Source organism: Alphaproteobacteria bacterium (genome assembly GCA_005883305.1).
In the GTDB taxonomy this organism is placed as follows: Bacteria; Pseudomonadota; Alphaproteobacteria; order Sphingomonadales; family Sphingomonadaceae; genus Allosphingosinicella.
The window spans coordinates 512,766-526,233 of the sequence record VBAC01000001.1 but is presented as its reverse complement, the minus strand read 5'-3'; the positions used below and the strand labels follow the sequence as shown (position 1 = coordinate 526,233).

Here is a 13,468-nt window from a genome sequence, read left to right as displayed (position 1 = left end):
GCGCGGTCAGAACCGGATCCGGACCCCGGCCCGGCCCGAAATCCCGTCGCGATCGTCGCCGAAGTCGAGCTCGCCGCGGATGAACGCTTCGACCGAGCCTGTCCGCAACGTCGCTCCGGCGCTCACCTCGCCGAACGTGCCCGGCGAGTCCTGCTCGAGGACGATGGCCTGGCCGAGCGTGAAGACGTTGCGCGCGTCGCCCTCGAACTCCTCCACGGCCTGGATGCCGAGATAGGGCGACAGCGAGGCGTGCGGGCTGATCTGGAAATCGCCGCCGACGCGCACCCCGATCGACCCGCGCAGGCTCTCGAAGCTTTCGTACGAAACCGTCGCCCCGGCGACCGTATAATCGTCGATGTCGACATTGACCCAGGCGAGGCTCGCACCCGGCTCGATGAACGCGCCGCCGAGCTGGAAGCGATAGCCGGCATTGCCGCGAAGGCCCCAGGCGGTCGCGTCGAACTGAGTCGCGAAGCCCGTTCCGAATTGGCTGTCGGCATCGATCCAGTCGATCTTGCCGATCGCGTTGAAGTAGAAATTGCCCGACTGGAACGCGCCGTAAAGGCCGATGTTCGTGCCGTCGAGCTCGAGCGCGTTGAAGCTGGCGTCGAACTCGACGTCCGAGCGGCCCGCGCCGAATGTGACCCCGAGGATCGTTCCGCCGCTCTGATAGTCGAGGCCGGCCTGGATGCCTTCGAAATCCTGGTCGTAGCCGGTGTCGAACACGCTGGTCGTGCCGACGACGGTCAGGCTCTGCGCCGCATCGCGATCGACGTTCGCGCCGACCAGCTGGACCCATCCGCCAACGCGACCCCCGCCGCTCAGGTTGCCGGTCGAGCCGTCGAGTATCGTCCCGTCCCGCGCGGCCTCCAGCTGGTGGCTGATCGCGTCGTCCCCTTGGTACCAGAAATTGAGCAGCGTCTCGGGCACCATGATCGATTCGAACACCGGAGCGTCGGGCAGGCCGACGAGCAGGAAATTGTTGTTGGGCGCGTCGAACAGGAGCCCAAGCTTGATGAGCGGGCTGGAGATGTTGGTGCCGAGGGTGAAGGCGCTGGCGCTGGTGCCCGCGGTTGCGTCCACCACCAGGGTGCCGGTCAGGTTGAAGACCAGCGGTCCGATCAGGTTGACGTCGAGCACCGTCGACCCGCTCGAAACGCCGGTGATCAGCACGTCGGCGGTGGTCGTCGAAATATTGGCATCGACGCCGAGGCGGCTGTTGGCTCCGCCGGCAAAGGCGCCGGTGACGTTCAGCGTGTCGTTGACGGCGTTGTCGCGCATCTCGACGCGGCCTGTATTGTTGAACGCCTCCAGCCCCGCGAAGACCGCCGCGCCGTTGAACGCGGTGACCGTTCCGGAATTGTTGAACGCATCGCTGCCAAGGCCGAACAGGCTGGTGCCGATCGCGTCGAACAGGCCGGCATTGTTGACCCGGTCGGCATTGTCGGTGAGGTCGATCTGGCCGCGGATGATTCCGGTCGCCGTCGTGTTGACCGTCGCCGCCCCGCCATTGGCCTGGACCTCGAAGCCGTTGGTCGACTGGACGAGGCCGCGGATCGTGACCGTGCTGGTGGTCGCGGAATTGACGAAGATCGCTGACCCGCCGGCACCGGTGACGCTGATCGCGTTGGCGTCGACGGCGACGAAGCCGGCGTGGCTGATCGCGGCGATGCCGACGCTGTTGGCGCCCGACGTGGCGATTGTGCCGGTGCTGAGAATCTCGACGTCGCCGGTCGCCGCCTCGCCGACGATTCCGTGGGCGAACGCGCCGCTGGTGGTCACCGATCCGCTGGTGATCGAGACGCCGCCATTGGGCCCGAGCGCGGCCGCTCCTCCGGCGATCGAATCCTGCCCTTCGTCCGGTTCCTCGATCTGGGTGCCGAAGATGCCGATCGCATTGGCCCCGGTCGTGATCACGCTACCCGAGGTGATGACGACCCGCCCGGTCGCGGCGGCGTAGATGCCGAACGCGCTGGCCCCGCCGGTTCGGACCACGCCGGTGCTGGTCACCGTAGCATTGCCGCCATCGGCATAGGCATAGATGCCATCGCTGAAAGCGCCGCTGGTGGTGATGGCGCCGCTGCTGGTGACGCTCGCATTGCCGCCGATCGCGGTGATCTCGATGCCAGCCGAATCACTGCCGAGGGTGGTCACCGCGCCGCTGCTGACGACCGTCGCGTTGCCGTGATAGGCGAACAGGTCGATGCCGTCGCTGCGGTCGCCGGACGTGCTGACCGGGCCGGTGCTGGTGACGAGCGCGTCGCCCTCATAGGTGAAGACGTTGATCGCGTCGCTATAGCGGCCGGTCGTCGCCACCGAGCCGCTGGTCACCGTCGTGTTTCCGAACCTGGACCTGGCGACGATCCCCGCCGCTTCGTTGCCGCCGGTCGCGACCGCCGTGCTCGTGACGGTGGCGCCGCCCTCATCGGCATAAGCGAATATGCCCTCGGCATAGGCGCCCGTCGTTGTGACGCTTGTGCTGGTGACCCTGGCGTTGCCGTGAATCGCGACCGCCTGAACGCCGTCCGAATCCGCGCCGGACGTGATCACGATATTGCTGGCGACGGTCGCGTTGCCGCGGTTGGTGAAAGCGGTGATCCCGTCGGCATCGGAAGCGCTCGTGGTGCGCACCGTGCCGGTGCTGGTGACGGCCGCGTTGCCGTCGCGGGCGTAGGCGTAGATGCCGTCGCTGTTGGCCCCCGCGGTGGTCACGCCGCCGCTGGTGACGCTGGCGTTACCTCCGAGGGCGGATGCCCGGAGACCCTCGGACCCGGTCCCGGTCGTGATAACGAGGTTGCTTGTGATCGCCGCATTGCCGCCATTGGCGAAAGCGGTGATGCCCTCGGAATTGGCGCCCGTCGTGCGCACCGTGCCTGTGCTGGTGACGAGGACGTTGCCGTTGCGGGCGTAGGCGGAGATGCCATCGCTGTCGGCGCCCGATGTGGTGACGTTGCCGCTGGTGATCGTGGCGTCGCCGCCATACGCGCCGGCGATGAGGCCGTGCCCGCGCGTGCCGGTGGTGGTCACCGCCGAGCTCGCGATCGTGGCGCTGCCGCCGAAGGCGCGCGCCCGGATCCCAGTGCTGTCCGTGGCTCCGGTGGTCGCGACCGTGCCGCTGGTCACCGTCACATTGCCGGTATCGGACCGGGCTTCGATGCCGTTGCTGTTACTGCCCCCCGTGACGACGGAGGCGCTGGTGATCGCGATGTCGTTGGCCGCCGACGCGTCGATGCCCCGGCTGCCCTGGCCCGCCGTGGTGATCGACGTGCTCCCGATCGTCACGAAGCCGTTGGAGCTTTGCGCGCGGATCGCCGCCGAGTCGGCGCCCGTCGTCGCCACGCTGCCGCTGGTGATGGTGACGCCCGCCGAGCCGTAAGCCCCAATTCCGCGGCTGCTGTCGCCGGCGGTCGTGATCGCGCCGCTTCCGATCGTGACGGTCCCATCCGGGGCCAGCGCGAGGATGCCCGTCGCATAGGCCCCCGTCGTGGTCACGGAGCCGCTGGTGACGGTCCCGCCGGTAGCTGCCACCACGAGAATTCCTACGCTGTCGTCGCCGTGAGTGATGACCGACGCGCTCCCGACAGTGACGGCGCCCGCCGAGCTCTGGCCGCTAATGCCGATTGAATGATCGCCTGTGGTATCCACCGCGCCGCTCGTTACTGCCACGGCGCCCGGGCCCAACGCGTCAATGCCCCGGCTGCTGTCGCCGTCGGTGCTAATTGACATGCTGCCGACCGTGACGGGCCCCGTGTAGCTCCGCGCGAATATGCCGGTCGCGTATTCGCCGGCGGTGTCTACCGAGCCGCTGGTCAGGGTCGTGGCGGTCGCACCGAACGCAACGATCCCGCTGCTGCTGTCCCCGTTCGTGGTCACGGACGTGCTTCCGATCGTCACCTGACCGGACGAGCTTTGCGCGAAGATGCCGTTCGCGTTCGTGCCGCCGGTGGAAACGGTGCCGCTCGTAATCGCGACGTTGCCGTCCCCGAACGCAATGATTCCGCCGCTATTGGCGCCGCCGGTGACTACCGAGCCGCTGCCGATCGTCACCGCCCCGCTCGAGGCTTGCGCGAAGATGCCGGCCGCGTTGCCGCCCAGGGTCGAGACGGCGCCGCTGCCGATCGTCACGTTCGCTTCGTTGGAAATCGCGATGATGCCGGTGCTGCCGGCGCCTGCGGTGCTGACGGCTGTGCTGGTGACTGCGGCGTTGCCGCCGCCGGACACCGCGTAGATTCCGGTCGCATTGCCGCCTGCCGTGGTCACCGTGCCGCTGGTCACCGTCACGTCGCCCACCACCGCAACGGCGTCGATCCCGCGGCTGCCGTTGCCGATGGTGGTGACCGTGGTGCTCCCGACCGCCACCGAGCCCGCGTCGCTGTGCGCACGGATTCCGGTCGCACCGTTGCCGAGCGTCCCCACCGCGCCGCTCGTCACGGCCACGTTGCCCGCCCCGGACGCATAGATTCCGTGGCTGAAATTGCCGCCGGTGCTGACCGAGGTGCTGCCGACGGTGACGGAGCTTGTGACGCTACGGGCGAAGATGCCCGTCGCGCTTGCGCCCGCGGTGCCGATGGCGCCGCTGGTCACCGCGACATCGCCCGCCGCGAATGCGTTGATGCCGGTGCTTCCGCCGCCGCTGGTGGTGACCGAATTGCTGGCGATCTGGACGAAGCCGTCCTGCGAAAAGGCGTAGATGCCGTCGCTGTTGAAGCCCGTGGTCGTGACCGTTCCGCTGGTGATCGAGACGCCGGGGCCGACGCCGATTACCTGCGCGGAATCGGCCGGCGCCTGGATGTCGTTGCAGTCTGGGCAGACATAGGGTTCGTAGGTGTCCTGCCGCGCGATAATGCCCTCGGAATTGGAACCGCTGGTGCTGACGGTCCCCGACGTGATGACGACGTTGGCCGAGCTGCGCGCGTCGATTCCGTCGCTGTCGTTGCCCGTCGTGGTAATGGAGGTCGAATGGATGGTGACGGTCGGCGAATAATAGCCATAGCGATCCGAGCCCGCTCGGATGCCGGCGCTGTTCCCTCCGTGGGTCGTGACCGAGCCCGACGTGACCGTGACATTGCGGTTATAGGAATAGGCCGAGATTCCGGCCGAACCGTTCCCGGACGTCGCGATCGAGCCGCTCCCGACAATCACCTCGGCATTGTGTGCGTAGGCATCGATTCCGACGGAGCCGTTGCCACCGGTCGTCACGCTGCCGCTCGTTACCGATATCAGGCCCGGCTCGGCGCTCCGGCCGGCAACGGCGACGATGCCGGCCGAATTGTCTCCGATCGTGCTTACGACGCCGCTGTCGATTGAAATCGAGCCGGCAAAATTGCTGATCGGTGTCACTCGCGCGTCGATGCCGCCGGCACCGCTGCCCTGGGTGGCAACGGTGTGGCTGACAATGGTGACGCTGCCGTCTTGCGAGAAAGCGGCGATACCGGTCGCGCCAGCGCCCGAGGTCTGGACCGAGCCGCTGTGAACGGATACGCCGCTCTCGCCGAAGGCATCGATGCCGATCGAGTTAATGCCTTGGGTTGAAACGGCGCCGCTTGTGATCTCGGCGTCGGTTTGTGCGCTCGCGTGGATTCCTGCGCTGTTGTCGCCGCTCGTGCCGACCGTGCCGCTGACGATGTGGACATATCCGTTCGCGGAAGATCCGTAGATGCCCCGGCTGTTGTTGCCGGCGGTGACGACGGCCGCGGAGTTGACCGTGACGCCGGCGGTGCCGCCAGTGTTGAAGGCGTGGATTCCGATGCTGTCCTGACCGCTTGTCTGGACCAGCCCGTCGGCGGTTACCGAGACGGAGCCGACGCTTGAGCGCGCGCGGATCGCCTCGCTGCCGTTGCCTTGGGTCGTCACATTATTCGCATGGACGGTAACGTCGCGGTTGTCTGCGAGCGCGAGAATGCCTGTGCTTTGCATGCCGGCGGTGCTCACGACCCCGTTGCTGGCCACCGACACTGCGCCGCCGGCGCTGCGCGCATAAATGCCTGTGGCGAAGTCGCCGCGCGTATGGACCGAGCCTCCATCGACCGTGACGTTGCCCGTGCCGCCCCCGGTGGTCGCCACGATGCCGTCACTGTCGTAGCCGCTGGTGTTGATTACGCCGTCGCTGGTCACGGAGACCGCGCCGGTGTTGGAGACGGCCTCAACGCCCTCGGAACGGTCTCCCAGCGTGGCAATGTCGGTTGCCGTGACGGTAACGTTTCCCGCTGAGGAGCCTGCGTTGATCCCATCGCTGTCGTCGCCGGTAGTCTCCACTGAACCACTGGTGACGGTCACCCGGCCGGCGGCCGTCGCCGAGATGCCGATGCTGCTGGCGCCCTGGGTGACCACCGTTCCGCTGATAATTTCGACATCGCCGAGCGCCGCGGTCGCAACTATGCCTGAGCTGTTGACCCCGGTCGTGGTGACGGAACCGCTGATGACGCTGACGCCGCCGTTGGCGCCCAAGACCGGATCGCTGGCTTGGCCTGCGAAGGCGTTGCTGTCGGACGGCGGAGGCGTGACGAACTGGTTCGCCGTGATCCCGATTGAATTGTCGCCGAGAGTCGTGACCAGATCCGAAGTGACCGTGACCGTGTGAGTGTCATATGCGTAGGCGATGATCCCGTCGCTGCTGGAACCGGATGTAGCAACAGTTCCACTGGTAACGGCGACGTTACCCTCACGGGCGAAGGCCACGATGCCAGGACTGTTATCTCCATAGGTCTCGACCGAACCGCTGCCGACATTCGTATCGCCGGAGCCGTAAGTGCCGGCAACCAGACCCGTCGCGCCAGTACCGAATGTGCCGATCGCTCCACTCGTCACTGTGACGTCACCGTCTTGCGAAATCGCCTCGATGCCGATGCTGCCGGTTCCGAATGTCCCGACGAGTCCGCTGTCGAGCGTGACGTCGCCGAGGGCGACAGCAATGATGCCGGGCGCGCTGTTTCCCTGGGTCGAAACGACGCCGCTCGTCACGGTGACGCTGCCCGTTCCATATTTCGCGGTGGTGGCGACGATACCGGCAGCATCGCCCCCAAGGGTCGAGACGCTGAGGCTGTCGACCGTCACCGCGCCTTCGCCGCCGGCGAGAGCAAGGATGCCCAGCGCGTTTTGTCCGTCGGTCGAAACGGTTCCGCTGTGAACCTCCGTGTCGCCATATTTGGCGAGCCCGGCGATGCCGATCGCCCCGTCGCCGGAGGTCTGCACGACGCCGCTGTGGACCGTGGCACCTGTGTATCCAAGCGCCAGAATGCCCAGGCTTCCGGTTCCCGAAGTGGCGACGAACTCGCTGGTGACGTTGGTTGCGCCGTAATAGGAGCTCGCGGCGATGCCGGGGCTGTTCGAGCCCGTTGTGGTAACGACGGCGCTGACGACATTCGTGTCACCGAAATAGGCGTCGGCGCTGATCCCGGCACTGTTGTTTCCGCTGGTGGTGACATTGCCCGATGTAATCGTCACACCCTCTAGACCCGCCGCAAGGATCCCGGTGCTGCTATTGCCGACGGTCGTCACCGCGCCGCTCACGATCGTCACGGAACCATTGTAGGCGATTCCCGAGATGCCGCCGCTCGTGCCGCCGAGAGTCGATACGGATCCGCTGCTGGTGATGTCCACATCGCCGTCGGACGAATAGGCGTCGATGCCGGGCGAATTTACCCCCTCCGTGGCGACGTCGCCGCTCACGATCTGGACGTCGTCCCGGGCGGTCGCGCCGATGCCGGCGCTGTTATCTCCGGACGTGTGAACGCTGCCGCTCGCGATTTGAACCCAGCCGTCGGCCGATGCCGCCAGGATGCCCGGGCTATCGGCCCCGGCCGTGATCACGGAGCCGCTGCTGACGGTCACGCCCGGACCGACCCCAATCAGGCTGGCGCCGCCGGCAATCGGTGCGGGCGGCGATGAGGGTGTGCTGTAGCCAAGCTGGCGTACGTCGATGCCAGCGGAGTTGGAGCCTGAGGTCGCCACGGAACCCGAGGTGACAGTCAGGCGGTCGGTACCCATGCCATAAATGCCGATGGAGGAATCGCCTTGGGTGATCACCCCGCCCGAATTGATCGTGACGTCCCCGTTGATACCGGTGGCGAGTCCGACGATGCCGTCTCCGTCAAGGCCCTCGGTGTGGACGAACCCACTGCCGATCACGACGTCTCCCTGACGTCCGATGGCGAAGATGCCGTCGCTATTCTCCCCAGCCGTCCGTACGACTCCGCTTGAGACGCTTACGTCGCTATGCGCGTCGGCTAGAATGCCGGTGCTTTGCGCCCCCGCAGTGGTCACCACGCCGGTGTTGGCGATGTGAACAAACCCATCGTCGGACAGGCCGACGATTCCCCCGCTCGAGGCGCCGAATGTGCCGACATCGGCGCTGGTGATCGTTACGCCGACATTGGCCGGATCGACGACTGGGGCCTGCCCGGTAAAATTCTGGCAATCCCCACAATCTGAGTCCGCGATTCCTTGGTGGGCGTAGATGCCGATGGAACTGTTGCCCATGGTGGACACGGAACCTGAATTGATCACGACCGCGCCCGAGCTGCGTGCATCGATGCCGCGGCTCATGTAGCCGCCGTCTTCCGAACCAGTCGCTACGCTGGTCGAGTTGACGGTCACTACGGGAAGGTAATCGCCGGCGAGGTCAGAGGCAGCGTATATGCCAGCGGAATGGTCGCCGCGGGTCACGACCGAGCCGCTGATAATCGTAACGTCGGCAGTATCCGAATACGCGACGATCCCGCCGCTGTTGATGTTGAACGTATCGACGTAGCTGCTGTTGATCAGCACCTCGGTATGGCCGAGGGCGACAATGCCGCGACTGCTGGTACCGAAAGTCTCAACCGAGCCGCTGGTGATTTGAACGAAACCGTCGGCCGAGAATCCGGAGATGCCGGGGCTGCTGCCGCCCGACGTGGTCATCGACGTGCTGTCGATTACAACCCCCGGGCCGACGCCAATCTCTTCGTGCGGCTCTCCCGGCGCTATGATTTCAGACGGCGTGTAATCGGGACAATCCGGCTCGCAGGTCGGATCGCCGCCGCCGGATCCGCCGTATCCGCTCTGGCGGGCGCTGATTCCGGTTGAATTGGCGCCTGAAGTGACGACCGTTCCCGATGTCACCGTCACGAGACCCGTGCCGCTGGCGTCGATTCCGATACTGCTCGCTCCGTCAGTACTGACGGAACCGCTGGAAACCGTCACGTTGCCGGAATCGGACACAGCATGAATTCCAGGGCTGGTCCCTGCCGTCGTTGTCACGCTGTCGCTGGTGATATCGATCGACCCGTTGGGCGTGTGCGCGTCGATGGCGGTGCTGAGCGTGCCGCTCGTGTGAATCGTACCGCTGACGATCGCCAGGTCGCCGGCGATGGTGTCGGCATCGATGCCCGTCGACCGCGCGTTGGAGGTGCTGATCGATTCCGACGTGATCGATAGCAGCCCGCTCGCCCCGGCGGTGATTCCGCGGCTGTCGGACCCGGTCGTGGTGATCGAATCGCTGGCGATCGACACCGAGCCGATCGGATTGGTGGCGGTGATGCCGTCGCTATATTTGCCCGATGTGCTGATCGTTCCGCTGTGGACGTCCACCAGCGGCTGGGCTTCCGCAACTGCGCTCGGGCCGCTCACGGTGGCGACGATTCCGCCGCTATATTTGCCCGACGTCACGATATCGTTGACGAAGATTGTGGTCCCGTCGGAGCTGTCCGCCGTGATTCCGCGCGAGTGGGATTGGTTGGTCGAGACCGAATCCACGCCGACATAGGCGGTGCCGAAGCCGGCATCCATGCTGACGCCCGGCGCCCCGCTGATGGTCGTTCCGATGCTTGTGTCGGTGCGGCCTTCGATCCGCAGATCGACATAGGCGGTGCTCGAGGTGAGCTGGACCGTGTCGCTGACGGTGACGGTGGGCTCGAGGACCACGGTCAGGTCTTCGACCGCGCCGTTATAGGTGATGCCGTTCGGATAGGGGTTGTTCGAAGGAGGACAGGTGACGGTCCCGCCGCCGGGCGGAGGAGCGCCGCACTCGTCCTGCGCGCGCGCCGCGGTGGGAACCGCCGCATAGACGAGAATGCTGGTGCCTATGAGTAGAACGGCGCGCCGCGCCGGGGAGCGGACGGGTGCCGAAGCGGGATTTCTTCCGTCGAAAGCCAAGTCGATTGGAAACGCCCGTCGACTCATTCTGCCCTCCACCGGATGATCTCCAGAATCTACCGCTCTGGCGCAATCTCGACGGCCTATCGGATTGTCATCCGCTTGCATAGCCCGCGGAAGAGCAATTCCAGGAGGCAAATACGTCGCGGAATATGGCGGATTTCCGCTTGACGTTACGGCCCCGGCGAATTTACTTTAGGGCTAAAGCAATTGGGACGTCTCGATGCGCATAGCTTGCCTCGGCGGAGGCCCGGCCGGGCTCTATCTCGCGATCTCGATGAAGCTTCGCGATCCGGGGCACCGGATTGATCTGTTCGAGCGCAACCGAAGCGACGACACGTTCGGCTGGGGCGTCGTTTTCTCCGACCAGACGGTCGAGAATCTGCTCGCCAACGATCCGGTCTCCGGCGCCGTCATCCAGAGCGAATTCGCCCATTCGGACGATATCGAGGTTCACATTCATGGGTCGTCGATCCGCTCCTCCGGCCACGGCTTCATCGGCATCGGCCGCAAACGGCTGCTGAGCATCCTCCAGGATCGCGCCCGCGATCTCGGCGTGAACCTCCACTACGAGCACGAAGCGAGCCCCGACCTTGCGGATTGGGCGGGCTACGACCTGGTCATCGCCGCCGACGGCGCCAACAGCCGGATCCGCGACCGCTACGAGCCCCATTTCGGGGTCGACATCGAGGTCCGCCGAAACAAGTTCTTCTGGTTCGGCACCCGCAAGGTCTTCGAGGCTTTCACCTTCGCCTTCGAAAAGACCGAAGCGGGCTGGGTCTGGGCCCATGCCTACCGCTTCGACGACGATCTTTCGACCTTCATCGTCGAGATGGACCCAAAGACCTGGGCCGGCCTCGGCCTCGACCGGATGGAGCAGCCGGAAGCGATCGCTTTGTGCCAGCGGATTTTCGCCAAATATCTCGGCGGCCACGAGCTGATGTCCAACGCGAGCCACCTCCCCGGCCCCCAGGCATGGCTCAACTTTCGCCGAATCAAGTGCGACACCTGGGCCTACGAAAACCTGATCCTCCTCGGCGATGCCGCCCATACCGCCCATTTCTCGATCGGCTCGGGAACCAAGCTCGCGCTCGAGGACGCGATCAAGCTGGCCGAGGTGCTGAACCGTCCGGGCCTGACGCGCCGGGCGGCGCTCGCCGAATACCAGGCCGAGCGGAACCTCGAAGTGCTGAAGCTCCAGAATTCGGCGCGCAACTCCACCGAATGGTTCGAGACGCTCCACCGCTATCTGGATTTCGAGCCGATCCAGTTCGCCTACTCGCTGCTCACCCGCTCGCAGCGCGTCAGCCACGAAAATCTCCGCCTGCGGGACAGGGCTTGGCTCGAAGGCGTCGAATGCTGGTTCCAGTCGCAGGCGCGCGGCCGCGCCGTCAACGAGCCGGCCCCGCCGATGTTCGCTCCGTTCAAGCTGCGCGAAATGGAAGTCGCCAACCGAGTCGTCGTCTCGCCGATGGCGATGTATTCGGCCGAGGACGGTTGCCCGAATGATTTCCACCTCGTCCATTACGGCGCCCGCGCCCAGGGCGGCGCAGGCTTGATCTACACCGAGATGACTTGCGTCTCGCCGGAGGGCCGAATCACGCCGGGTTGCACGGGCCTCTACGCGCCGGAGCATATCGAAGCCTGGCGGCGGATCGTCGATTTCGTCCACGCCAACAGCAGCGCCAAATTCTGCCTCCAGCTCGGCCATTCGGGGCCGAAGGGAAGCACCAAGGTCGGCTGGGAGGGCTATGACGTTCCGCTCGACGCCGACAACTGGCCGGTTATGGCCGCCTCGGACGTGCCCTGGAGCGCCGACAACCAGGTCCCCCGCCCGATGACCCGCGCCGACATGGACGAAGTCGTCGCCCGGTTCGTCGCCTCGGTGCGGATGGGCATCGAGGCGGGCTTCGACATGATCGAGCTCCACGCCGCGCACGGCTATCTGCTCTCCAGCTTCATCACTCCGCTGACCAACAAGCGGACCGACGACTATGGCGGAAGCCTCGAAAACCGGCTGCGCTTTCCCCTCGAAGTCTTCCGCGCCATGCGCGCCGCGTGGCCCGCCGAGCGCCCGATGTCGGTCCGCATCTCGGCCACCGACTGGATGGGCGATCTTGGGGTGACACCGGACGACGCGGTGGAGATCGGCCGCGCCTTCTGGGCGGCGGGCGCCGATTTGATCGACGTGTCGGCCGGCCAGACCTGGGCCGATTGCCAGCCGGTCTACGGCCGAATGTTCCAGACTCCCTTCGCCGACCAGGTCCGCAACGAGGGCCGGGTCACGACCATGGCGGTCGGCAACATCTACGAGCCCGATCACGTCAACTCGATCCTTGCCGCCGGCCGCGCCGATCTCGTCGCGCTCGCCCGTCCCCACCTGATCGACCCGAGCTGGACTCTGCGCGCCGCCGCGCAGCAGGATTACCGCCGCGTCGCCGTGCCCCCGCCCTATCTCGGCGGAATGGCCCAGCTCGCCCGCAATCTGCAGCGCGAAGCGGAGCTCAAGGCATGAGGCTCCAGGGTCGCCACGCGATCGTCACCGGCGGCGGCACCGGCATCGGCGCGGCTATCGCCGAGGCGCTGGCGGCGGAAGGAGCGAGCCTCACTCTGGTCGGTCGGCGACGCGAGAAACTGGATGAGGCGGCGCGTCGCTGTTTCCCGGCGCAGGCCGGGGCCCAGGCGGCGGCAGCGCCGCCGTCTTCAACGGCGCCTGGACCCCGGCCTGCGCCGGGGAGCATCTTCGTGGCACCGGCCGATGTGACCGACCGCGCCCAGATCGACTCCGCCTTCGCCGCCGCCCGCAAACGCCACGGCCCGATCTCGATCCTCGTCAACAATGCCGGCATCTCTGAGGGCGTGCCCTTCGCCAAGGTCACCGAGCGGCTCTGGCGGGACATGCTGGCTGTCAATCTGGACGGCATGTTCCGCTGCTGCCAGGCGGCGCTCGCCGATCTCCTCGAAGCGGAGGCCGGACGGATCGTCACCATCGCCTCGATGGCCGGGCTCCAGGGCTTCGCCTATGCCTCGCCCTATATCGCCGCCAAGCACGGCGCCGTAGGCCTGACCCGCGCGCTCGCCGCCGAATATGCGAGGACGAACCTTCGCGTGAACGCGGTCTGTCCCGGCTTCGTCGATACCGAAATGACCGTCCGCTCCGTCGCCAACATCACGGCAAAGACCGGCCGCAGCGAGGGCGAGGCGCGCGCCGAGCTCGCCGGACTCAACCGCTCGGGCCGCCTGATCGCGCCGGCGGAGATCGCTTCGCTCACCCTCGCTCTGATCCTCTCCGACCGCAACGGCGAGGCGGTCGAGATCGCATGACCGGCGCCCTCGC

The 13,468-nt window shown here is 66.4% G+C and carries 3 protein-coding genes; 2 read left to right on the top strand and 1 reads right to left on the bottom strand.

Going from position 1 to position 13,468, the window contains the following annotated elements; all coding sequences use genetic code 11:
* Positions 1-6: 6 nt before the first annotated feature.
* On the bottom strand, positions 7-10,131 hold the full coding sequence (locus E6G92_02475) for a hypothetical protein (GenBank protein TMJ18727.1): 10,125 nt from the start codon (positions 10,129-10,131) through the stop codon (positions 7-9).
* Positions 10,132-10,354: 223 nt separating this feature from the next.
* Between E6G92_02475 and E6G92_02470 the strand changes: the two genes are divergently transcribed.
* Positions 10,355-12,646 (top strand): bifunctional salicylyl-CoA 5-hydroxylase/oxidoreductase, encoded by a 2,292-nt coding sequence (locus tag E6G92_02470; GenBank protein ID TMJ18726.1) that lies wholly within the window; start codon positions 10,355-10,357, stop codon positions 12,644-12,646.
* A complete protein-coding gene (locus E6G92_02465; protein TMJ18725.1) occupies positions 12,643-13,455 on the top strand; it encodes an SDR family NAD(P)-dependent oxidoreductase in 813 nt (270 codons plus the stop codon). Before E6G92_02470 ends, E6G92_02465 begins: the two co-directional genes overlap by 4 nt.
* Positions 13,456-13,468: the final 13 nt, after the last annotated feature.

Coding starts and splice junctions, on each gene's coding strand:
- E6G92_02470 (TMJ18726.1), top strand. CDS start 10,355: ATGCGCATAGCTTGCCTCGGCGGAGGCCCGGCCGGGCTCTATCTCGCG.
- E6G92_02465 (TMJ18725.1), top strand. CDS start 12,643: ATGAGGCTCCAGGGTCGCCACGCGATCGTCACCGGCGGCGGCACCGGC.